The organism is Kitasatospora sp. NPDC005856, from assembly GCF_040629945.1.
In the GTDB taxonomy this organism is placed as follows: domain Bacteria; phylum Actinomycetota; class Actinomycetes; order Streptomycetales; family Streptomycetaceae; genus Kitasatospora.
On the sequence record NZ_JBEXWT010000001.1, the window covers coordinates 434,356 to 456,310 of the forward strand.

Genomic DNA, 21,955 nt, shown 5'->3' on the forward strand with positions numbered 1-21,955 from the left:
CTTGCCGTACCCGACCGGCCCTCGCGAGCCTCACCCGCCGGTCTCGGAGCAGCAGGCGCCACCACCACACCACACCGCCACATCCTCCGGGAGAACCCGATGACCGTACGACTCGCCCGACTGGCAGTCCGGGCGCTGCGACCCGCCCTGCTACCGGTCCAGTTCGCACTGATGCTCTTCACCCTGCGGCTCGGCCGGCTGCGGGCCGCCCGCGTGCGCGGCGACCGCGGTGCGATCAGCATCGAACTGGCCCTCGCCATCATCGCGTTGGTCTTCGTCGCGGGTGCCGTGGCGACCGCCCTCTACCTGCTGAAGGACAAGGTCGTCAAGAAGGTCGAGCAGGACCCGAACATGCCGGGCGGCGCGGGCGCGGGCGGCGCCACCCAGTGATGCGTCCTGCTCTCCGCCGCAGGGGCGACCGGGGGTCGATGAGCGTGAGCCTCGCCATCGTCTTCCCGGTCGTCCTGCTGCTCCTGCTGCTCGTCGTCCAGGCCGCGTTGCTCTGGTACGACCGGCAGGTCGCGCTCACTGCGGCCCGCGAGGGCGTGGACGCCGGACGGGTGCAGAGCAGCGCGACGGACGGCGAGAAGAACGAGGCCGCCGAGCGGCAGGCCCGCGACTTCCTCGACCGGCAGGGCGTGCACGGGTACGCGGTGCGGACCGACGGCAGCACGGCGGAGACCATCCGGGTCACCGTCCAGTTGACCCCGCCGCTGCTGATACCCGGACTCAGGGCGCCCACCGTCACCCAGTTCGCCGAGGCGCCGCGCGAGCGCTTCGTGGCGCCGGCGGTGAAGCCGTGAGGGGCGCCGGGTGTGAAGCCGTGAGGGACACCGAGGGTGAAGCTGCGAGGGGTGCCGGGGGTGAAGCCGTGACGGGCGCGTCGCGGGCACCGGGCCGGTGGCGGGGGCCGGTGCGGCCAGGGCCACCACGGCCGCGGTTCCGGTCGCGCCTGCGCAGGCGCGACCGGGGCGGGATCGCGATCGAGGCGGCGATCGTCGTTCCGGGGGTGGTCGGACTGGTCCTGGTGGCCATCGCCGCCGGACGGGTGCAGACCACGGCCGGCACCGTGGAGGCCGCCGCCCGGGCCGGGGCCAGGACCGCCTCCCTGCAGCGCAGCGTGGACGGGATGGACCAGCCGGCCAGGGACTCCGCCCTCGCGACACTGCGCCAGCAGGGCGTGTCCTGCCGCAACGGGGACGTGCGGGTCGACAAGGGGGAGCTGAACCTGCCCGGCGGACCGGCCACGACCGTCACCGTCACGGTGATCTGCGACGTGGAACTGGCGGACCTGATCGGCGGACCGTCCGGGATACCCGTGACGAAGCACCTCGTCGGCGAGTTCACCTCGGTGGTGGACCGTTACCGGGGCACATGACGGCGCGCGGCGTCGTCGCCGGCAAGACGGGGGATTGGAGACGGCCCGTGCGGGGGAGACGCAAGCGGAGAGCGCCCGGGGGATGACACAGCAGAACCGAGTGGCGCCCGGTGGGGGCCGGTGGGGAGAGCAGCGTGCGAAGTGGGGGGAGGGGACGGGAGTGGTGAGCCGTCTGCGGCGACGGCTGTCGGCGCGCCGGTCCGACCGGGGCGCGGTGGCCCTCTTCGTGGCGATCTGCGCGGCCTACACCGTGCTCGTCATCGCCCTGGTGATCGACGCCGGCGGCCGACTGCGGGTCGCCGAGCGGACCGACGCCTACGCCCTGGAGGCCGCGCGGGTCGGCGGCCAGCAGCTCGACCGGGCGGCCGTCCTGCAGGGCAAGGGCTTCAAGGTCCAGGAGGAGTACGTCCGGGACGCCGCCGACGCCTACCTGCGCCTGTACGGCCTGCGGGCGGGCGACATCGGGTTCTCCGGTGACGGCAAGGTCGTCACCGTCACCGTGCAGGCCGACTACCGCCCGGTCCTGCTGGGCGCACTCGGGGAACGGAAGGTAACGGGCAAGGGCAGTGCGACCCTCGTCCACGGAGTCGAGAAAGCGGAGACCGACTGATGGCCGCGCCACGTGCCAAGGACCAGGCCCGTACCGCCCAGGCCCGCAACGGCCGGGCCGGGACGTCCCATCGCGCCGGCGGCGCCCGAAGGCCGGCCGCCCCGGCGCCCCGACCACCCCGCGGGCGCGGGCGCGCCGTGGTCACCGCGCTCGGCGCGCTGGTCGCCCTGCTCGCCCTGCTGATCGGCGTTCCCGCCCTGCTGCTGTACGGCACTCAGGCGGTCGCCGGGATGGGCGAGGTCGCCTCGGGCGGGGTGGGCGAGGCGCTCACCAGCCCGGACGACGGAAGCCTGTTCCTGTGGGCGCTGGTGGTGGTCGGCTGGATCGCCTGGGCCTGCTTCGCGCTCTCCGTCCTGCTGGAGATCCCCGCCCAGCTGCGCGGCCGGATCGCCCGCCGCATCCCGGCCTTCGGCTGGAGCCAGCGGCTCGCGGCCGGACTGGTCGGCTCGGTTCTCGCTCTGCTGCCGGTGGCGGGCTCGGCGTTCGCGGCCGTCCCCGAACTGACCCAGGGGCCGGTCGTCCAGGCACAGTTGACGCCGGGCGTGCAGCGCGCCGCACTGCCCGCCGCGCAGGCCGCACCGGCCCTGACCCCGGCCGCCGAGCAGCAGAGCACCTACACGGTGCGCGACGCCCGGCCGGCCGACAGCCTCTGGTCCATCGCTGAGCGCCAACTGGGCTCGGGGGAACGGTGGGTGGAGATCGCCAAGCTCAACGAGGGCCGGGTGATGGGTGATTCGGGCACCCGTTTCGACGCCGAACGCCCGATCCAGCCCGGCTGGGAACTGCTGATGCCGGCGGACGCCAAGCCGGACGAGGCGAGGACGCCGGCACCCGCTCCCGCTCCGGCACCCGCGCCGGCTCCGTCCGGGGACGCGGCGCAGGGCACTCCGCAGGGGACGCCGCAGAACGCCCCGCAGTCCGGGACGGAGGCCGGGGGGCCCGGTGGCGCCGGCGGTACGGGCGGATCCGGCGGGCAGCGGACGGTCACCGTCCAGGTCGGGGACAGCCTGTCGGCCATCGCCCAGCGGGAGTTGGGGGACGGCGAACAGTGGCCGACGCTGTTCGAGGCGAACAAGGGGGCGCAGGCCCCGGACGGCGAGCAGCTGACGGACCCGGACGTGGTGGTGCCGGGGATGGTGCTCGCGGTACCGGGGGCGGGTGGCGCCACTCCGGCGCCGGCCGATCAGCCCCCGGCTCCGGCGCCCGCACCGGCTCCCGCCGATCAGGCCCCGGCGCAGACTCCGGCTCCGGCACCGGCTCCCGCCGACCAGGCCCCGGCGCCGGGCGTCCCCGCGCAGGGCACGCCGCAGTCGGCCCCGGCGCCCGCGCCCACCCACGCACCGGCCCACGCCCCCGCTCCCGCCGCGCACGCCGACCAGGACTCCGACGACGACTACACCGTCGCCCTCTCGGCCTCCACAGTCGGCGTCCTGCTCGCCGCCATCATGGTCGGCGCCGTCGCCCACAAGCGCGGCGGCCAGCAGCGCGCCCGCCGCCCCCGGCACCGCATCGCGATGCCCGGCGCCGGGGCCGCCGCCTTCGAGAACGAGCTGATGGCCCGGCAGGACCAGGCCGGACTGGAACTGCTGGACCGCGCCCTGCGCACCCTGGCCCGCAACACCGTGCGCGGCGGCAAGCGGCTGCCCGCCATCGTCGCCGCCCGGATCACCCAGGGCCAGACCATCGAGCTGCACCTGTCCGGCCCGGCCACCCCGATCGCGCCGTTCCGCGCCGCGCACGCCGCCAACGTGTGGTGGTGCAGCGCCGACTCGGGCGACCTGCTCAGCCCCGCCCAGGCCCGGAAGACCGCCGCTCCGTACCCCGCGCTGGTCACCCTCGGCACCTCGCCGGACGGCTCGGTGGTCCTCGCCGACCTCGAGGCCGTCCGGCTGCTCCACCTGTCCGGCCACCCGGACGACGCCCGGGACGTGCTGCGCACCCTCGCCATCGAACTGGCCCACAGCCCGCTGGCCGACCGGCTCCACCTGCACCTGGTGGACCTCGCCGAGGAGGTGCCGATCAGCGGCCCGGCCGCCGAACGGGTGCACCGCCACCCGACCCTGGAGGCCGCGCTCGCCGCCCTCGGCCCGCGCACCGCCAAGGCCCGTGCCACCCTGGTCGCCGCCGAGGCCATCAGCCCGCGCGAGGCCCGCAGCCGGGGCCAGGCCGACGAGTCCTGGACGCCCGAGATCGTGCTCTGCGCCCACCAGCCCGGCGGGGACATCCCGGCCGAGCTCGGGCGCCTGCTCGACGCCCGCCCGCGCACCTGCGTCGCCGTCATCACCCGGGCCCCGGAGCGCGGCACCGGCCCGGTCGCCCGGTGGACCCTGCCGACCTCCGGCCAGGCCGCGATCCCGGGCCTGCACCTCACCGTCGAGCTCCAGCGGCTCAGCGGGCAGCAGTACGACCAGGTCGCCGAGCTGCTCCGGGCCGCCGACGACACCACCCAGCACCCGGCCCCGGCCTGGACCCTGGACGGGCCGGAGGACGACACCGACACCACCGACCTGCCCGCCGCCGTACCGGTGCTGGCCGCCGTCGGGGCCTCGGTGGGTGGGGCTTCGGCGGGCGGGGCCTCGGTCGGTGGGGCTTCGGCGGGTCGGGCGGAGGAGGGCGCGGACGCGGCCGCCGGTCCCCGGCTGCTCGCCCGGGTCATCGGCACCGGTGCGAGCCCGTTCGCCGGTACCGATCCGGTGACGCCGGCCCCGGCTCCAGCCGCCCTGCCGCCCGCCGCTTCGGCTGCGACCCCGGTTCCGGCTCCCGTGCCGGCGCCGGTTCCGGCCGGGCCGGCGCGGTTCAGCGTCAACGGGCAGGGGCGGCAGGCCGGCAGCGACGAGAGCACCCGGGACCTGCGGCGGCCCGGTCTGCCGGAGGGCGAGGGGGCGGACGAGTCGGGGGACACCTCCTCGGAGTCCACGACGACGGTCGTGCTCGCCGTCCAGCCGGTCGTGCCACAGCCCGTCGCGGCTGAGCCGGTCGTGGCGGAGCCGACCGCGCCGGAGACGGTCGAGGAGCCGACGCCGTCGGCCGAGTCCGCTCCGGAGCCTGCCGTCGCCGCCGGGGCCGGGCCGGCCGGGACCGGGCCGGCCGGGATCGCGGACCCCGTCGGTACGGAGGAGCCCGAGCCCGCCGTCGAGCCGGGCCCGGCCGCCGCGGCCCCGGTCGCCCGGACCACGCCCGGGCGCAGCGACAGCGACGACCTGCTCGCCATCCTCCGCTCCCCGGAGGCGCACGCCCCTCGCAACGCCCCCCGGATCCGGCTGCTCGGCCCGGTGGACGTCGCGGGAGTCCACGGCACCGCCGCACCCGGCGCTCTGTCCAGGCTCACCGAACTGGCCGTCTACCTGGCGCTGCGTCCGGGCTCCGACCACCACGCGCTCGACCACGATCTGCACCCCGGTGCGGCGCACCTCGACCCGCACCCCACCACGGCCGACGCCAGGAGCCCGCTGCCGGCCAAACTCGCCGATCTGGCCGCCTGGTTCGGCGCCTCGCCGGAGGGCCGCGCCTTCCTGCCGACGGAGGGGGCCGAAGGGTACTCCTTCACCCCGGCGGTCACCTGCGACTGGGACGAGTTCCGCGGCCTCTACCGGCGCGGCATGCGCAGCACCAGTGCGAGCGCCGACGCGGCGCTCGCCCACGCCCTGGCACTGGTCCGCGGCGCGCCGTTCGCCGAGGCCCCGCCGGCCTCGTACGGCTGGGCCGAGGCCGAACGGCAGGACATGATCGCGGCGATCGTCGACACGGCCCACGAACTGGCCGCCCGCCGCCTGCAGTACGGCGACCACCGCAGCGCCGAGGCCGCCGTCTTCCGCGGCCTCGCCGTCGCCCCGGACGTCGAACTGCTGCACCGGGACCTCTTCTACGCCTACGCCTCGGCCGGCGCCAGGGACCAACTCCTGCGCGCCGTCAACCGGTTGGACGCGCTCAGTCGCCGTACCGGCCGGGACCTGGACGCCGACACCGTCGCCCTGCTGCGGGACCTGCTCGCGGGTTCCTGACGCGGATCGCCGACTGCCCGGTCGCTCCCACGGGGGTGGCCGGGCAGTCGTGTTGACGGGCCAGGGGCCGATGCGGTCGGTCGATTGGCGGATCGGCAGGCCTGAGGCCGCTCAGGCTGCCCGCAGCCAGGCGTCCAGGGCGGTGAAGTCCGCCTCGGTGAGCCCGCGTCGGGGGTCCACCCAGTGGAGCAGGGCGCGGGCGGGGGAGTGGGCGGCGACCCAACGGCGGTCGGGCTCGGTGATCTCGTCGTCCACCCAGGCGAACGGCCGCCCGTTCGCCCATGCGACCAGCGTACGGGTCTTCCAGTGCACGCGGTCCGGGCCGTCCGGCCGGTTCGTGATGTCCATTCGGTCCTTCGTGTCCGTGGCTTCCACGGCGTTCACGGCGGTCACGGCTTTCACGGCTTCCACGGCGCCCGCGTCGTCAGTGTCATCCGCGTCGTCCACCGGCCAGTCCACGACGGGGAGTCGGGGCAGACCGAGCCAGGGCGCGAGGCACTCGTTGGCGTCCTCCAACCAGGTGGTGGCCCACACCGGCCAGCACGGGAGGCTCAGCAGTCGCGGCCCCAACTCCGGGTCCACGCGGGCGATCAGCGGGTTCCCGCCCATTGCCGCGCCGGGCCGGACGTACGGGCTGCGGTAGGTGGGGTATCCGCCGGGGGGCGGGTCGCCGAAGGGGATCAGCGGGCCGTCCACGTCGAGGAACAGCAGGGGGCGATCGGCATCGATCATGACGGCACCTTAGTCGGGCGGTGCGGGTGGTGTGGCGCGCCGATCGGCCACCCGGCCTGGAACGGGTGAGCCGGGATCTCGTAGGGTGGCGCGCACGGAGTGTGGTGGCAGGCACCACGCAGGCGAGGGCATCAGACGCCGCGGGAGCGGCGGGGCGGGGCGGTGACCAGGAGATGGCGGAGACGACAGCGGTTTCCGGAGGTCCCGACCCGGCAGGCGGCTCGGGGCCCTGGGACGCCGTACCGCCGCCTCCGCGCCTCCCGGCCGAGGAGCACCCGCCCGGCCCGGCCGCGCTGTACGAGCCGCCGCCCGTGCCCCCGGCGGCCCCCGCCCCCGTTCCGGGCACGGCTTCGGTCCCGGGCGCGGTTCCGGGCGCCGCGCCGGCTTCCGGGGTGGGCGCGCAGGGGGGCGTGCAGCCGGTCGGGCAGGCGCCCACGCCACCGCCCGCGCCCCCGGCCGCACCGCCCGTCCCGCCCACCGGATGGACCCTCACCGGGATGCCCGCCGCCGGGGCGGCCTCCTCGGCGACCCCGCCGCCGTTCCCGGTCCAGAGCACGGCGCCCGCCGCCGCCGCCGTCGTCGGCGCGGGCGGGCCCGGCGCGGGTGGACTCGGCACCGCGCCGCGCGGGCGGATCCTGGTGATCGAGGGCGGGTACGGCAACTCCGGCCGCCGCACCTGGGGCCGTGGCGGACCGGCCCAGGCACCCGTGCTCTCGGCGATGCTCGCCGCCGTCTCGCCGCAGGTGCTGCTCGCCGCGGACGCGGTGGACGCCGTCCACCTTCCCGGCGCCGGTGACCCGCACACCGTCCTCGCCCACCTGCGCGCCGCCTCCCGCCACCCGGGACCGCTGCTGATCCACCTCGGCGGCCACGTCGTCGCCGACAAGCGCGGCGGACAGCTCCAGCTGACCCTGCGCGACGCCAAGCAGGACGGCCTCCCCTGGCAGGCCGTCGCCGCCGAGCTGAGCCACCGTCCGGCCGAGTGGCAGACCCTCGTCATCGCCGACCTGAGCGCCGACCAGAACGCCTGGCCGTACCTCCAGGGCACCGTCTCGCCGCTCAGCGAGGGCATCCCGCTGTGGGCGGTGGTCAGCCCGGACCCGGAGCAGATCGGCACCTTCACCCGCGCGCTGATCGAGGCGCTGCACGGCGGACGGCCTGGCGCGGGCGAGGTGCTCGCGCCCGAGCAGCTGCGGCAGCAGGTGTACTCGGTGCTGCGGCCGGACGTGGTCATCCTGGCGACCCACGCCCCGGACCGGCCGTTCTTCCGCAACACCGCCCGTCGCGGCGAGGGCCTGCCGGCCGACGTGCCGCCGGTGCCGGCCGCCGGGGCGGCGCACTCCGACGTGCCACCGCCCGCGGCGCCGCCGCTGCCGCGCCCGACGGAGCCGCGGGACGCCGTCCCGGGGCGGCCGTTGCCGGTGCCGACCGCGGTGCCCGAGCCGTCGAGCGCGGCCGTCGGCTATCCGGCGACCGAGGGCGGCCCGGTGAGCCTGGTCAAGCCGGGCGTACCGCCCACTCCGCCGCGGCCGGCCCGCCCGGTGAGCCTGCTGAAGGCGGTCGTGGCCGCCGAGGCCGCGGGCGTGACCCTGCTCAAGGCCGTCCCGGTCGACGGCACGCCCCAGGACGGCACGCCCCCGGCGGGCGTCACGCTCCTCAAGTTCCGGCCGGAGACCGCGGACGTCGTCGTCGCCGAGCCCGAACTCCCGCAGGAGGACGCCGTGGTGGCCAACGAGGCCGCGGCTGAGGCGGAGACGGTCGAGGTTCTTGCCAGGGCTGAGGCCGAGACGGTCGAGGATCTGGTTGCTGCTGAGGCGGAGACGGTCGAGGACCTGGCTGCGGCTGCGGCTGCGGCTGGGGCTGAGGCCGCGACGATCGAAGCGATCGAAGCGATCGAGGCGATCGAGGCGATGGTGGAGCCGTCGGCGGAGGAGCCGGGCGAGGAGCCGGGCGAGCACGCTACCGAGGAGCTCATCGCGGCAGAGCCAGAGGCTGTGGATGAGCCCGGGGACGCCGTCCCGCCGGAGCCGAGGGAAGCGGAGGAACTGCCCGCCGAGTCGACGCCGGTCGACGGGACGCCGACCGACGAGAGGCCGACCGGCGGGGAGCCCGCCGACGCCGTGCCGCAGGACGAAGGGTCGGCCGACTCGCCATCCGCACCGGCCGACAGCCCGGCTGACAGCGCTTCCGAAGCACCGGCCGACAGCCCGGCTGACAGCGCTTCCGAAGCACCGGCCGACGAGGCCGCTGCGGCGGCTCCGCCCCGGCCGGACTACCGCGAGGTCATCGGGCGGATCGTCCGTAGCGCCGACGCGGGTGACCATGCCGCCGCCACCGACCTGGCGTTCGCCCTCGAACTGGAGGCGATCGCAGAGCACGGTGCCGTCTCCGAGCCGGTGCTGCAGGTCCGACAGGTCCGGGCGCACGTCTGCCGGCTCGCGGGCCGCTCGGCCGAGGCTGCGGACATCTACCGCGAGGTGGCGCTGACGCTGCTCCGCTCCCAGGGCCCGGACCACCCGGAGACCCAGCAGGCGGCCACCAACGCCGAGGCCTGCTGGCGCGCGATCACCGACCGCTCCGAGGCCATCCGGATCGCCCCGGAGATCATCGAACTGCGCGCCTACCTCCCGGGCCCGGACGGCCGCAAGCTCCGCGCCGCCGAGCGCTACCTCGCCCAGCTGGCCGCTGCCGCCGCCGGCTGACGGGCCGACGGGCTGACAGGTCGACGGCCGACGGCCGACGGGGAACAGCGGACGGATAACAGCAGACGGAAAACAGCGAACAGCTGACAGATTTCGAAATCTGTCAGCTGTTCGCTGTCATCTGTTATCCGTCACTCGTCATCTGTCACCCGTCACCGGCCACTCGCACCGGTGACCAGGCGGTTCAGCGACCGGCGATCGCGTGCACGAACTTCGCGCCGTCGATGGTGCCCAGGCCGCTGGCGAGGTCGTAGCCCTCGGTGGCGTTGTAGCCGGTGACGCCGTTCCAGCCGTTGTCGCCCTGCTTGACGTCCACGATGCCGCTCCACTTGCTCGGCATCAGGTTCATGCCGTACAGGCGCCAGTTGAGCTGGCCGAGGCGGTGGCCGGCGAGCTGGTCGGCGAGCGCGACGACGCCGGAGAAGAGCGGGGTGGCCTCGCTGGTGCCGCCGGTGAGGTGCCAGCCGACCGAGGTCGGGTCGTAGGACTCGTAGGTCCAGGCGGCGCCGTCCACGGCCGCGCTCATGCTGATGTCCGGGGTGCCGCGGTGGTTGCCGGTCACGTTGGCCACGCCGGCCTGGTACCACGGGCGCTCGAAGATGCCCGAGACGCCACCGCCGCCGGCACCGGACTTGTCGTGCCACACCTTGTCGGGTGCGGTGCGCTTGCCGGAGTCGTCCAGGGTGAGCTGGGCGCCGCCGATGGAGGTGACCAGCGGGTCCGAGGACGGCCAGGAGTTGACCTTGTACGGGTACAGGTCGCTGCCGTTCTCCTGGGCGTCGGTGGCGCCGTTGTCGCCGGAGGCGGCGAGCACGGTCACGTTGTGGTCGGCCGCGGCCTGGAAGGCGTACCGCAGGTCGGTGAGCGACTTGAAGTCGCCCTTGTCGTAGCCCGGGAAGGTGTTCTCGGTGGCGCCGAAGCTCTGCGAGATGACGTCGGCCCGGCCGGCCTTGATGAGGGCCTTCTCGGCGTCCATCATCTCGGGCAGACCGGTGGTGCCCTCGGTCTCGGCGACGCCGGTCTCGACCAGGATGATGTGCGCGTCGGGGGCGATCGCGTGGGCGTACTCGACGTCCAGGGTGGTCTCGCCGGCCCAGCCGGTGTGGTCGGGGTTCTTCGGGTCCCAGGCGGGGACGTTGCCCCACTTGACCACCTCGACGTTGGTGTCCGGAATGCCCCACTGCTTGTCGAAGACCTCCAGGTCGTGCTGGATGGTCGGCGAGCCGAAGGAGTCGACGATGACGATCGTGCGGCCCTTGCCGGTGATGCCCTCCTGGTACAGCGGGTCCAGGTTGTAGGCGGTCCGGTACTGGAGCGGCGAGTAGCAGTGGATGCCGACCTGGCTGACGCACTGGGTGGTGCTCAGCGGGGCGGGGCGGCCCTGGGCGCTGTGCTGCCCGAAGGAGGCGGGGCGGACGTGGACGCCCGTGAGGTCGTGCGTGGGGGCGGCGATCGCGGTGCCGGCGGCCGGTACGGCGACGGTGCCGGCCGTGAGGGCGGTGGCCCCCACGGCGAGAAGGGCCAGGGCGCGGCGGAGGGTGGCGGGGCTGCCCATGGGACTCCTTGGGACGCAGGGCCCGACCTGGTTCGGTCGGGTCGGTCCGGCCATCCCATCGATAGCTGCATGATCATGCCATAGTCATTTGGTGGGGTCATCTGATCAAGGAGATGGTCATGCTCGGCCACGCGAAAAGGTAAAGGCCGCCCCAGGGGAAAGTAACCTCCCACCTGGGGCGACCCGGTGACGGTGCGTCAGGACGGCGCCTAGCGCGCCCCGCCGTTGACGTACAGCGTCTGCCCGCTGACGTAGGAGGCCTCCTCGCTGGCGAGGAAGGCGACGACCGAGGCGATCTCCTCCGGCTGCCCGACCCGGCGCAGCGGCGTCCGGGCGGCGACCTCGGCCTGGTGGTCCTCGGCGCGGCTGCCGACCCGCTCCGCGGTGGCCGCGGTCATCGCGGTGGCGATGTACCCGGGCGCGACGGCGTTGACGTTGATGTTGAACGGACCGAGCTCGATCGCCAGGGTCGCGGTGAGGCCCTGGATGCCGGCCTTGGCGGCCGCGTAGTTGGCCTGCCCCCGGTTGCCGAGGGCGGAGCGCGAGCTGAGCGAGACGATCTTCCCGTACTTCTGCGCCACCATGTACTTCTGTGCGACGTGGCTGCAGTTGTACGCGCTGGTCAGGTTGACCGTCAGCACCGCGTCCCAGTCGGACTTGGGCATCTTGAAGAACAGGTTGTCCCGGGTGATCCCGGCGTTGTTGACCAGGATGTGCACCCCGCCGAGGTCCGCCGCGACCTGGGCGAACACCGCCTCCACGGCGTCGTAGTCGGCCACGTCGCAGCCGTACGCCCGAGCGGTGCCGCCCTTGGCGGTGATCTCGGCGACCGTCCCGGCCGCCCGCTCGGCGGTGAGGTCGACGACGGCGACCGCCGCCCCCTCCTCCGCCAGCCGGCGGGCGGTGGCCGCCCCGATGCCCTGTGCCGCGCCGGTCACCACGGCGACCTTCCCCGCGAACCGCGTCATGTGAACTCCTCGGAGGTCTGGATCAACATCTGGATCGGCAGTCGACAACAGCCGATGAATGAACGGTCGGTCGACGGTCGACGATCGACGGACGGCAGGTGGTCAGACGTTCTCGACCAGCACGGCCGTGCCCTGCCCGACACCCACGCACATGGTGGCCAGGCCGCGCCGGGCACCGGTACGGCGCATCCGGTGCAGCAGGGTGGTGAGGATACGGGCGCCGGAGCCGCCCAGGGGGTGGCCGAGCGCGATCGCGCCGCCGCTGGGGTTGACCACCTCCTCCGCCTGCTCCGGGCTGAACCCGATGCCGTCGGCGGAGGCGAGTGCCTGGGCGGCGAAGGCCTCGTTCAGCTCGGCGGTGTCCAGGTCGGCGAGCGACCAGCCGGACCGCGCGAGCACCTTCGCCGTGGCCGGCACCGGGCCGATGCCCATGACGTCCGGGTGCACCCCGGCCGAGGCACCGGCCACGTACCGGCCGAGCGGCTGGAGCCCGAGGTCGTGCAGCGCCTCCTCGCCGACCAGGACGAGGCCGGCCGCACCGTCGTTCATCGGCGAGGCGTTCCCGGCGGTGACCGTGCCGCCGGCGCGGAACACCGGCTTGAGGCCGGCGAGCTTCGCCAGGCTGGTGTCCTCGCGGATGCCCTCGTCCCGGCTCACCGTCACCCCGTCCGGCCGCTCCACCGGGACGAGTTCGGCGTCGAAGTGCCCGTCCTTGCGGGCGGCGCCGGCCCGCTGGTGGCTGCGCAGCGCGAAGGCGTCCTGGCGCTCCCGGCCGATGCCGTACCGGGTGGCCACCTCCTCGGCGGTCTCGCCCATGCTGAGCACGCCGTGCAGTTCGGCCATCCGCGGGTTGGTGAGCCGCCAGCCGAGCCGGGTGTCGAAGGTCTCCATCCGGTGCGGCAGCGCCTCGTCCGGGCGGGGGAGGACGACGGGGGCGCGGGTCATCGACTCGCAGCCGCCGGCCAGCACCACGTCCGCCTCGCCGGAGCCGATGGCCCGGGCGGCGAGGGTGACGGCCTCCAGGCCGGAGGCGCAGAGCCGGTTGACGGTGGCTCCGGGGACGGTCTCCGGCAGGCCGGCCAGCAGGACGGCCATCCGGGCGGCGTTGCGGTTGTCCTCGCCGGCCTGGTTGGCGGCGCCCCAGTAGACGTCGTCGATCCGGGCGGGGTCGAGCGCGGGTACGTCGGTGAGCAGGGCGCGCAGCACGGTGGCCGAGAGGTCGTCCGGGCGGACCGTGGCGAGCGCACCGCGCAGCCGGCCGATGGGTGTGCGGCGGGCGGCGGCGAAGTAGACGGGACGCACGTCGTCGGGCTCCTTGTCGGGGGCGGGGCGGGGCAGAGCGTGGCGGGGGCAGGGGTGCCGGTGCCGGTGGCGGGGCGGTGGGCCGGTGGGCGGGTTCAGAAGGCGTTGACGCCGGTGAGGGCGCGTCCGATGAGCAACTGGTGGATCTGGCTGGTGCCCTCGTAGAGGGTCATCACCCGCGCGTCGCGCAGGTACTTGCCGACCGGGTACTCGTCGATGAACCCGTAGCCGCCGAAGACCTGGAGCGCGTTGTTGGCGGCCCGTACGGCGGCCTCACTGGCGTACAGCTTGGCGACGGAGGACTCGGTGGCGAACGGCAGGCCGCGCTCGATGTGGTCGGCGACCTTCCAGGTGAGCAGCCGGGCCGCCTCGACGTCCACGGCGATGCCGGCCAGCAGCTCCTGGACGAGCTGGTGCGAGGCGATCGGCTTGCCGAACTGCTCGCGCTCGCCCGCGTAACGGACGGCGGCCTCCAGGCAGGCCCGGGCGATGCCGACGCAGCCGGCCGCCACCGACATCCGGCCCTTGGCCAGCGCGGCCATCGCCACCGTGAACCCCTTGCCGACCTCGCCGAGCCGGGCGCTGTCCGGCACCCGGACGTCCTCGAAGGTGAGCCCTGCGGTGGCCTGGCCGCGCAGGCCCAGCTTGCCGTGGATCTCGGTGCGGGTGAATCCGGGCAGGTCGGTGGGGACGAGGAAGGCGGTGATGCCCCGGTGGCCCCGCTGTTCGGGTGCGTCGCCGCCGGTGCGGGCGAAGACCAGGGCGACGTCGGCCCAGGTGCCGTTGGTGATGAAGGTCTTGGCGCCGCTGATCAGCCAGTCTCCCCCACTCTTCGAGCGGGAGGTGCCCCCATCGTCCCGGACGGCCCGGGTGGTGAGTTCGGCGGCGTCCGATCCGGTGCCCGGCTCGGTGAGCGCGAAGCAGCCGAGGGCCTCGCCGGAGGTGAGCCGGGGCAGCCAGTGCCGCTTCTGCTCCTCGGTGCCGAAGGCGTTGACCGACTTGCCGACCAGGCCGAGCGAGACCGAGACGATCCCGCGCACGGCCGAGTCGCCGCGCCCGAGCTCCTCCAGGACGAGGCAGTACGCGAGGTGGTCGCCGCCGCTGCCGCCGTACTCCTCCGGGATGGTCAGCCCGAGGAAGCCGACCTTCGCCAGCTTGCCGATGATCGCGCGGTCGACGGACTCGGCGCGGTCCCACTCGGCGGCGTACGGGACGATCTCGCGGTCGGTGAAGGAGGCGGCGAGGTCCCGGACGGCGCTCTGCTCCTCGGACAACTCCAGGTTCACGGCGGCTCCCGAATCCGGTGTCCAGGGCCAGGTGCGAGGGCCGGGCCCGTTAAACTAGCGCTGCAAGTTTTATGGGGGGACTGTAGCCCCGCCCGGCCCGCGCTGGGAAGGGGCACCTGCCAGAATCGGTCCCCCGCACACCCGACCGGAGGAACCGGAGGCCCCGCCGCGATGGCCCGTCCACGCACCCCGCTGCTCAGCCGCGAGCGCATCGTCGCCGCCGCGCTGCGGCTGATCGACGACGAGGGACTGGACGCCCTCTCCACCCGCCGACTCGCCACCGAGCTGTCGGTCAGCGGGCCCTCGCTCTACAACCACTTCGCGACCAAGGACGACCTGCTGGACGCGGTGGTGGACAGCGTCATCGGCGAGGTCGACCTGTCGATGTTCGGTACCGCCGCCGGAGCCGCCGGAGCCGCCGGAGCCGCCGAGACCGGCGGAGCCGCGCGGGCGGCCGGAGCCGCCGGAAGCGTGCGGACCGCCGGGACCGCCTGGCCGGAGGCGCTGCGCGACTGGGCGCGCTCCTACCGCGCCGCGCTGGCCGCCCACCCCAACATCGTCCCGGTACTGGCCCAGGGCCCCGGGCGCCGGCCGAACGCGCTGCGGCTGGCCGACGCGGTCTTCGGCCACCTGGTCGAGTCCGGGTGGCCCCGTGGACAGGCGACCAGGATCGGCGCGCTGATGCGCTACTTCGTCACCGGCTCGGCGCTCGCCTCCTTCGCGGCCGGCTTCCCGGCGGACGCCGAGGTCTACGACGCGGCCGACTACCCGCACCTCGGCGAGGCGCACCGGCTGGCCGGCCACCGGGGGACGGTGGACGAGGGCGCCTTCGAGACCGGGCTGGAGGCGCTGCTGGACGGGCTCGCCCTGCGCTACGCCCGGCTCGCCGAGCGGTCCTGAGCCCGCAGGAACGCCTCGCCTCACCGGGCGCTGTCGAAACGTTCCGCCGCGCGAAGCGCTGCTGACCTGTTGCCACGCTCCGCCTTGCCACGCTCCGCCTCGTGACGCCCGCCTCGCGAGCCCGGCCCTGCGGAAAACGATTCGGCCCCCGCGCCTCCGCGCTGATCGCGCGGGGGGTGCGGGGGCCGGGAGTCCGACGGGCGGATCAGCCCATGTCCTCCAGCCGGACGCCCTTGGTCTCCTTCATGAACCTCGCCACGAAGAGGATGGACAGTGCCGCGAAGGCGGCGTAGATCAGGTAGGTCGCCGACAGGTTCCAGCGCGACATGGACGGGAACGAGACGGTGATCACCCAGTTGGCGATCCACTGCGCGGAGGCGGCGACGGAGAGCGCGGCGGCGCGGATCCGGTTCGGGAACATCTCGCCGAGCATCACCCAGACGACCACGCCCCAGGACATCGCGAAGAACAGCACGAAGGCGTTGGCGGCGACCAGCGCGACGGTGCCCTGGAGGTCGGGCAGGGTGAGGTTGTCCCCGCTGCCGGTGGCCGAGGAGAAGGCCCAGCCGGCCGTGCCGAGCGCGACCGCCATGCCGGCCGAGCCGATCAGGGCGAGCGGCTTGCGGCCGATCCGGTCGACCAGCACGATCGCGATCACGGTGCCGAGGATGTTGATCACCGAGCCGACGAAGCTGATCAGCAGCGAGTTGCCCTGGTCGATGCCGACCGACTGCCACAGGATCGACGAGTAGTAGAAGATCACGTTGATGCCGACCAGCTGCTGGAAGACCGACAGGCCGATGCCCACCCAGACGATGGGGAGCAGACCGAAGCGGCCGCCGAGCAGGTCGCGGAAGCGCGGGCGGTGGTCGGAGGCGATCAGTGCCTGGACCTCGGCGATCCGGGCGTCGGTGTCCACGCCCTCGCCCTCGACCTCGGCGAGCACCTTGCGGGCGTCGTCCAGGCGCCCGGCCTGGATCAGGTAGCGCGGGGACTCGGGGATGACGGAGGAGAGCACGAAGTAGACCACGGCTGGGACGACGCAGATGCCGAGCATCCACTGCCAGGCCTCCAGCCCGAGCAGCTGGCCGCGGGTGTCACCGCCGGCCGCCTGTGCCAGCACCCAGTTGACCAGCTGGGATATCGCGATGCCGAGCACGATCGCGGCCTGCTGGAAGGAGGCCAGCCGGCCCCGGTACTTGGTCGGCGCGACCTCGGCGATGTAGGTCGGGGCGATCACCGAGGCGATGCCGATGGCCGCGCCGCCGAGGACGCGCCAGAGCGCGAGGTCCCAGGCGGAGAACGGCAGCATGGAGCCGACCGCGCTGACCGCGAACATCAGCGCGCCCGCCTTCATGACCTTGATGCGGCCGTACCGGTCGGCGAACCGTCCGGCGAACGCGGCGCCGATCGCCGAGCCCAGCAGCGCCGAGGAGACGATCAGGCCGGTCACGCCGCTGCCGACGCCGAACTTCTCCTGGATCCCGGAGACGGCGCCGTTGATCACGGAGCTGTCGTAGCCGAACAGGAAACCGCCGAGGGCCGCTGCCGCGGTGATGAAGACGACGAAGCCGAGGCGGCCGGGCGCGGGGGCCTCGACCGCCCCGGAGGGCTTCTGGGTGACGCTCACGATCTGACTCCTGGTACTCAACGCTGAGCTCGGTAGCCGAGATCGTAACCCCTATTCGTTTAAGACTTGTACACCAGGACCCTCAAGTTTTGCTCTGAGAATTCGTAAGGTGAACAAGCAAATTGGGCCGCTCGGGTGTGCCGTCAGGCCGGGGAGGCCAGGGAGAGCCCGAACCGGCCCTGGGGATCGGTCCACCAGTGGCTCAGCCGCAGCCCGGCCGCCGCCAGCTCCCGGGCCACCCGCTCCCGGCGGAACTTGGCCGACACCTCGGTGCGCAGCTCCTCGCCCCGGGCGAAGTGCACCGGCAGGTCCAGGGCGGGGATCTTCACGGTCTGCGAGCGCAGCGAGCGGAGCCGCATCTCGATCCACTCCTGCTCGGCGTCCCAGAGCGCGACGTGCTCGAAGGCGTCCGGGTCGAAGTCGGCGCCCAGTTCGCGGTTGAGCACGTTCAGCACGTTCCGGTTGAACTCGGCGGTCACCCCGGCGGAGTCGTCGTAGGCGGCGACCAGCACCGCCGGGTCCTTGACCAGGTCGGTCCCGAGCAGCAGGAAGTCGCCCGGGTCGAGGGCGGCGCGCAGGCCGCGCAGGAAGGCCGCGCGCTCCAGGGGCAGCAGGTTGCCCAGGGTGCCGCCGAGGAAGGCGACCAGGCGCGGGCCGCCCTCCGGCGGCAGTCCGAGCCGGGCGGTGAAGTCGGCGAGCACGCCGTGCACCGCGAGCCCGGGGTACTCGGCGGCGAGCGCGGCGCCGGCCGCGGTCAGCGCGCTCTCGCTGACGTCCACCGGGACGTACGTCTCCAGGGTGCCGAGCGCGCGCAGGGCGTCCAGCAGCAGCCGGGTCTTCTCGGAGGAGCCGGAGCCCAGTTCGACCAGGGTGCGGGCCCCGGTGGCGGCGGCGATCTCGCCGGCCCGGGCGGTCAGGATGGCCCGCTCCGCGCGGGTCGGGTAGTACTCGGGCAGCCGGGTGATCTCCTCGAACAGCTCGCTGCCCCGCGCGTCGTAGAACCACTTCGGCGGCAGCCACTTGGGCTGCGAGGTCAGCCCGTGCTGCACGTCGTGGTGCAGCGCGGTGCTGAAGTGGTCGGCGGGCAGCAGTCGGGTGAGTTCGAAGGTGTCCATGACAGGGTGGTTCCTCTGTTCAGAAGATGAAGGGAAAGTGGAGGGTCAGTCGCGACCGGGGAGAGCGTTCACGGTGAGGCCGCGCGCGTCCGCCAGCAGCAGCGAACCGTCCGGGACGGGAGTCCAGCCCGGCGCGTCGTCGTACGGCTCGGAGGCCACCACCGTGCCGAGGCCCGGCAGGGCGCGGTGGTACAGGGTGTCGCCCCAGGTGGTCGCGGCGATCGCGGTGCCGTCGGTGAGCAGCAGGTTGAGCCGGCCGGTGGTGTGCGCGGAGACGTCCGCGACGGTGCCCGCCAGCGCCTCGCCGAGCCCCGCGCCGGCCCGCAGCCGGTGCAGGGTGAGCGCCCACAGCAGCGCCGAGTCGGTGCGCGCCTCCAGGTCCAGCAGCTCGGCCGGGGGCAGCAGCGCCGCCAGGGCGTCCAGCTTTCCGGGCCAGCCCGCCACCGCGCCGTTGTGGCTGAACAGCCAGCGCTCGGCGGCGAACGGCGCGGCCGCGCCCTCGCCCGCCGCGCATCCCTCGGTGGCGGAGCGGACGGCGGCCAGCAGCGCCCGGGTGCGGACCACCCGGGCGAGGTCGGCGAAGGTCTCGTCCGCCCAGATCGGCCCGGTTCGGCGGTAGCGGGCGGGCACCTCGTCGCCGTCCGCGTACCAGCCGAGGCCGAAGCCGTCCGCGTTGACCGTGCCGTACTGCTGGACCCGGGGCGCCCAGGACTGCCGGTACAGCCCGAACGGCGGGTGCACCAGTAGTTCCCTCGGTGCCAACAGCTCGCCCAGATAGGCGATGTGACGGCACATCAGGCCGGCTCCAGATCGCGCGCGGTGCGGAACCCGGCGAAGATCTGCCGCCGGATCGGGTAGTCCCAGTTGCGGAACGTGCCCCGACAGGCGACCGGCGCCACCGCGAAGCAGCCGCCGCGCAGCACCTTGTACTCGGGGCCGAAGAACACCTCCGAGTACTCCTCGTACGGCCAGGCCCGGAAGCCCGGGTAGGAGCGGAAGTCGCTGGCCGTCCACTCCCACACGTCGCCGATCAACTGCCTTACACCGTAAGCGGACTGGCCCTTCGGATAGCTTCCGGCCCCGGCCGGTCGCAGGTGGCGCTGCCCGAGGTTGGCGTGCTCGGGGCCGGGCGGCCCGTCGCCCCAGGGGTAGCGGCGGGAGCGGCCGGTGGCCGGGTCGTGCCGGGCCGCCTTCTCCCACTCGGCCTCGGTCGGCAGTCGCCGTCCGGCCCATCGGGCGTACGCGTCCGCCTCGTACCAACTGACGTGCAGGACCGGCTCGTTCGGTTCGACCGGTGCGACGGTGCCGAAGCGTCGGCGCAGCCACTGGCCGTCCTGGTGGCGCCAGAAGAGCGGGGCGCTCAGGTCGGCGCGCCGGCGGTGCTCCCAACCCTCCGGCGTCCACCAGCGCGGGTCGTCGTAGCCGCCGTCCGCGATGAACCGCTGGTAGGCGGCGTTGGTGACCGGAGTGGTGTCCAGCAGGAAGGCCGGCAGGTCGACGGTGTGCGCCGGGCGCTCGTTGTCCAGTGCCCACGGCTCGGTGTCCGTGCCCATGGTGAACGGCCCTGCCGGGATGAGGACTTCGGCGGGCAGGGTGGCCACGTCGGCGGGCGCGGGCGGCGGTGGGGGAGCGACCAGGGCCGGCTCGCCCCTGCGGAGCTGGTGGGTGATCAGCATGGTCTCGTCGTGCTGCTGCTCGTGCTGGGCGATCATCCCGAACGCGAAGCCGGCCTCCAGCAGCGGTGCACCCTCCAGCGGGCTGGCGGCCAGCAGGTCGAGCACCCGGCCGCGCACCTCGTGGGCGTAGGCACGGGCCTCGGCGGGCGGCAGCAGCGGCAGGCTGGGGCGCTCGGCGCGGGGGTGCTGGAAGGCGTCGTAGAGCGGATCGATCTCGGGGTGCATCGGGTCGCGGCCGCCGACGTTGCGCAGCAGCCAGAGCTCCTCCTGGTTGCCGATGTGTGCGAGGTCCCAGACCAGCGGGGACATCAGCGGGGAGTGCTGGGCGGTGAGATCGCCGTCCTCGACGCAGTCGGTCAGCGCGGCGGTGCGGGCGCGGGCGGCCAGCAGCTCGGTGGCGATGCTCTCGCGCAGCGCCTCGGTGCCGATGCTGCCGATCGTGCCGGCGTCGATCACGGCAGTGCCGTTGCCTTCGGTGCCGTTGTTCTCGGTCGGGGCGTCGGTGCGGTCGGAGCCGGCTGCCCCGGTGCCCCCGTGGGGTCGGACGTCGGTCATGGTGCGGCCTCCTCCGGGGGAGTGCGTCGGGTGCCGGAGCGCAGGGCGTCCAGCTGGTCGTCGGCCGGGCAGCGGCCGCGCGCGGGGTAGCGCTCGGCGAACTCCGCGACGGCGGTGCGCAGCCGCCCGGCACCGGGCAGGCGGCCCAGTGCGGCGTCGGCGGCCGCGAAGCAGGCGAGGGCGGCGCGGCGCAGTTCGGGGTCGGCCATCGCCAGGGTGGCGGCGCGGCGCCAGACCTCGCTGCGCGGCGGGCGCGGACCGTCCGCTCCCTCCCGCCGGTCGAGGGAGTCCAGCGGCTCCAGTGCGGCCAGCGCGGCCTCGGCGGCCACCGGGTCCTCCAGCAGCGCGGTGACCAGCGCGGCGACCACCACCCAGCCGTCCCCGGGCTGGGCGTCGATCATCCGCAGCTCCAGGTGGCCGCGCGGGCGCACCGGCGGGAAGAGGGTGGTGCGGTGGTATTCCAAGTCGTCGAGCGTGGGCGGGCGTTCGCCCGCGCCGCGGATCCAGTCGCGGAAGGTCAGCCCGGCCGGGGCCGTCCAGGGAAGGCCCTCGGGCCTTCGCACGCACAGCACCTGGGCGTCCAGCACGTACTGCGCCCACGCCTCGCGCGGATCGCCGTGGTCCGGCTCCGGGGCGAGCGTGCGGGTGGGGTCCATCCGGGACCAGACGGTCTGTCGGGTGGACCGGTGACCGGTCGGACTGCCGTCCAGGATCGGTGAGTTGGCGAAGGCGGCGACCAGTACCGGGCCCAACAGGTGGGACAGCCGCCAGCGGCGCTCCACCGCGTGCGGACCGTCCGTTTCGCCGGCGTCCAGGCACACCTGCACCGACGCGGTACCGGTCATCATGATCCGGCCCCAGGGCCCGGCGGAGTCGAAGAAGTGCTCCATCGCGAGGTAGCGGGGGTGGTCCAGCACCATCCGTCGGGGGCGGGCCAGTGGGTCCGTCCCGGTGCCGGTGAGTCGAAGGCCCTGCGCCGCGAAGGCGGCCCGCAGGGCGGTCAGATCGCGTCGGGTGTCCTCGACGCAGGCCAGGAGGCCGGTGGCGGGCGGGGAGCTGAGCTCGACCTGTCCGCCGGGTTCGAGCGTGAGGCGCGAACCAGAGGGGAGCGAGGCGCCGTCCGGGCCGCCGAGAGGCAGCGAATCCAGTGCGGCGTGGAGCAGTTCCGGCCGTACGGGCCGGGTGGGACATCGATCGTCATGGACGAACCACTCGACTTCCACCCCCACCAGGCGGGGGGGTCCGATCTTGAAGCAGACGCCCGACACGTGGCTGCGCGCCCCCGATTCGGTCAACGGGGTCACCCCCGGCGGGGGTGGTGGCGTGCTCTGCCGGTCGGGCGGAGTGGTGCGGGATACCGGTATCACCGGACTCACCATCCTCGGGATCACGATTGCGGCCCGGTCTACCCTGCCCAGTCTGCTACGGAGCATGCGGGGGCGCCCCGCAAATATCGCGTGAACGTTCGTTTTCGCAGGTCGGCGGTGTGGCGAACGGGTGAGGGCGGGGTCTTCCGGGCGCTCGACGGGCCGGGCCCGGGCCGGA

17 protein-coding genes are annotated in these 21,955 nt (G+C 74.3%); 7 read left to right on the forward strand and 10 right to left on the reverse strand.

Annotation, left to right across the window (positions count from 1 at the left end; translation table 11 throughout):
- The first annotated feature begins 99 nt into the window (after positions 1-99).
- The 5 genes from ABZ449_RS01875 to ABZ449_RS01895 all read left to right on the forward strand — a co-directional run bounded on the left by ABZ449_RS01875 (position 100) and on the right by ABZ449_RS01895 (position 5,989).
- Entirely contained in the window at positions 100-390 is a 291-nt protein-coding gene (locus ABZ449_RS01875) for a hypothetical protein (protein ID WP_360338420.1), read from the forward strand.
- Positions 391-428: 38 nt separating this feature from the next.
- Entirely contained in the window at positions 429-803 is a 375-nt protein-coding gene (locus ABZ449_RS01880) for a TadE/TadG family type IV pilus assembly protein (RefSeq protein ID WP_360338423.1), read from the forward strand.
- Between the two features lie 206 nt (positions 804-1,009).
- On the forward strand, positions 1,010-1,378 hold the full coding sequence (locus ABZ449_RS01885; RefSeq protein WP_360338426.1) for a pilus assembly protein: 369 nt from the start codon (positions 1,010-1,012) through the stop codon (positions 1,376-1,378).
- Between the two features lie 163 nt (positions 1,379-1,541).
- Positions 1,542-1,988 carry a hypothetical protein gene (locus tag ABZ449_RS01890; RefSeq protein ID WP_360338429.1) on the forward strand — a complete coding sequence of 149 codons (447 nt, stop codon included), beginning with the start codon at positions 1,542-1,544 and terminating at the stop codon, positions 1,986-1,988.
- Positions 1,988-5,989 carry a BTAD domain-containing putative transcriptional regulator gene (locus tag ABZ449_RS01895; protein ID WP_360338432.1) on the forward strand — a complete coding sequence of 1,334 codons (4,002 nt, stop codon included), beginning with the start codon at positions 1,988-1,990 and terminating at the stop codon, positions 5,987-5,989. Before ABZ449_RS01890 ends, ABZ449_RS01895 begins: the two co-directional genes overlap by 1 nt.
- Before the next feature lie 111 nt (positions 5,990-6,100).
- Here ABZ449_RS01895 and ABZ449_RS01900 read toward each other — a convergent pair whose 3' ends face one another.
- Entirely contained in the window at positions 6,101-6,721 is a 621-nt protein-coding gene (locus tag ABZ449_RS01900) for a hypothetical protein (protein ID WP_360338435.1), read from the reverse strand.
- A 497-nt stretch (positions 6,722-7,218) separates the two neighbouring features.
- Between ABZ449_RS01900 and ABZ449_RS01905 the strand changes: the two genes are divergently transcribed.
- Positions 7,219-9,423 carry a hypothetical protein gene (locus ABZ449_RS01905; protein WP_360338438.1) on the forward strand — a complete coding sequence of 735 codons (2,205 nt, stop codon included), beginning with the start codon at positions 7,219-7,221 and terminating at the stop codon, positions 9,421-9,423.
- 184 nt (positions 9,424-9,607) lie between these two features.
- On the opposite strand, the gene ABZ449_RS01910 is transcribed toward ABZ449_RS01905, so the two are convergent.
- From ABZ449_RS01910 to ABZ449_RS01925, 4 genes are all read right to left on the reverse strand, one after another.
- Entirely contained in the window at positions 9,608-10,978 is a 1,371-nt protein-coding gene (locus tag ABZ449_RS01910) for a S53 family peptidase (RefSeq protein ID WP_360338441.1), read from the reverse strand.
- Positions 10,979-11,187: 209 nt separating this feature from the next.
- Positions 11,188-11,946: a 3-oxoacyl-ACP reductase FabG gene (fabG, locus tag ABZ449_RS01915; RefSeq protein ID WP_360338444.1), complete on the reverse strand. Its 759-nt coding sequence runs from the start codon at positions 11,944-11,946 to the stop codon at positions 11,188-11,190.
- A 102-nt stretch (positions 11,947-12,048) separates the two neighbouring features.
- A complete protein-coding gene (locus ABZ449_RS01920) occupies positions 12,049-13,248 on the reverse strand; it encodes an acetyl-CoA C-acyltransferase (protein ID WP_360338447.1) in 1,200 nt (399 codons plus the stop codon).
- A 95-nt stretch (positions 13,249-13,343) separates the two neighbouring features.
- The gene (locus ABZ449_RS01925) at positions 13,344-14,534 is read right to left on the reverse strand and encodes an acyl-CoA dehydrogenase family protein (RefSeq protein ID WP_360338450.1); all 1,191 of its coding nucleotides are present in this window, start codon (positions 14,532-14,534) and stop codon (positions 13,344-13,346) included.
- 171 nt (positions 14,535-14,705) lie between these two features.
- Between ABZ449_RS01925 and ABZ449_RS01930 the strand changes: the two genes are divergently transcribed.
- The gene (locus ABZ449_RS01930; RefSeq protein WP_360338453.1) at positions 14,706-15,434 is read left to right on the forward strand and encodes a TetR/AcrR family transcriptional regulator; all 729 of its coding nucleotides are present in this window, start codon (positions 14,706-14,708) and stop codon (positions 15,432-15,434) included.
- Between the two features lie 205 nt (positions 15,435-15,639).
- Here the strand turns inward: ABZ449_RS01930 and ABZ449_RS01935 are convergent, their stop codons facing one another.
- From ABZ449_RS01935 to egtA, 5 genes are all read right to left on the reverse strand, one after another.
- Entirely contained in the window at positions 15,640-17,064 is a 1,425-nt protein-coding gene (locus ABZ449_RS01935) for a sugar porter family MFS transporter (RefSeq protein WP_360338456.1), read from the reverse strand.
- A gap of 143 nt (positions 17,065-17,207) precedes the next feature.
- Entirely contained in the window at positions 17,208-18,179 is a 972-nt protein-coding gene (gene egtD / locus ABZ449_RS01940; protein ID WP_360338459.1) for an L-histidine N(alpha)-methyltransferase, read from the reverse strand.
- A gap of 45 nt (positions 18,180-18,224) precedes the next feature.
- Complete coding sequence (gene egtC / locus ABZ449_RS01945) at positions 18,225-18,974, reverse strand: ergothioneine biosynthesis protein EgtC (protein ID WP_360338462.1); 750 nt, start codon at positions 18,972-18,974, stop codon at positions 18,225-18,227.
- A complete protein-coding gene (gene egtB, locus ABZ449_RS01950; RefSeq protein ID WP_360338465.1) occupies positions 18,974-20,410 on the reverse strand; it encodes an ergothioneine biosynthesis protein EgtB in 1,437 nt (478 codons plus the stop codon). Before egtB ends, egtC begins: the two co-directional genes overlap by 1 nt.
- Positions 20,407-21,786 (reverse strand): ergothioneine biosynthesis glutamate--cysteine ligase EgtA, encoded by a 1,380-nt coding sequence (egtA, locus tag ABZ449_RS01955; protein WP_360338808.1) that lies wholly within the window; start codon positions 21,784-21,786, stop codon positions 20,407-20,409. The genes egtB and egtA overlap by 4 nt, the downstream gene beginning before the upstream one ends.
- Positions 21,787-21,955 lie beyond the last annotated feature (169 nt).

Excerpts from the sequence above, each read along its gene's own strand:
- egtB (WP_360338465.1), bottom strand. The coding sequence starts at position 20,410 with ATGACCGACGTCCGACCCCACGGGGGCACCGGGGCAGCCGGCTCCGAC.
- egtC (WP_360338462.1), bottom strand. The coding sequence starts at position 18,974 with ATGTGCCGTCACATCGCCTATCTGGGCGAGCTGTTGGCACCGAGGGAA.
- ABZ449_RS01900 (WP_360338435.1), bottom strand. The coding sequence starts at position 6,721 with ATGATCGATGCCGATCGCCCCCTGCTGTTCCTCGACGTGGACGGCCCG.
- ABZ449_RS01880 (WP_360338423.1), top strand. The coding sequence starts at position 429 with ATGAGCGTGAGCCTCGCCATCGTCTTCCCGGTCGTCCTGCTGCTCCTG.
- ABZ449_RS01930 (WP_360338453.1), top strand. The coding sequence starts at position 14,706 with ATGGCCCGTCCACGCACCCCGCTGCTCAGCCGCGAGCGCATCGTCGCC.
- ABZ449_RS01910 (WP_360338441.1), bottom strand. The coding sequence starts at position 10,978 with ATGGGCAGCCCCGCCACCCTCCGCCGCGCCCTGGCCCTTCTCGCCGTG.
- ABZ449_RS01905 (WP_360338438.1), top strand. The coding sequence starts at position 7,219 with ATGCCCGCCGCCGGGGCGGCCTCCTCGGCGACCCCGCCGCCGTTCCCG.
- ABZ449_RS01895 (WP_360338432.1), top strand. The coding sequence starts at position 1,988 with ATGGCCGCGCCACGTGCCAAGGACCAGGCCCGTACCGCCCAGGCCCGC.
- fabG (WP_360338444.1), bottom strand. The coding sequence starts at position 11,946 with ATGACGCGGTTCGCGGGGAAGGTCGCCGTGGTGACCGGCGCGGCACAG.
- egtD (WP_360338459.1), bottom strand. The coding sequence starts at position 18,179 with ATGGACACCTTCGAACTCACCCGACTGCTGCCCGCCGACCACTTCAGC.
- ABZ449_RS01875 (WP_360338420.1), top strand. The coding sequence starts at position 100 with ATGACCGTACGACTCGCCCGACTGGCAGTCCGGGCGCTGCGACCCGCC.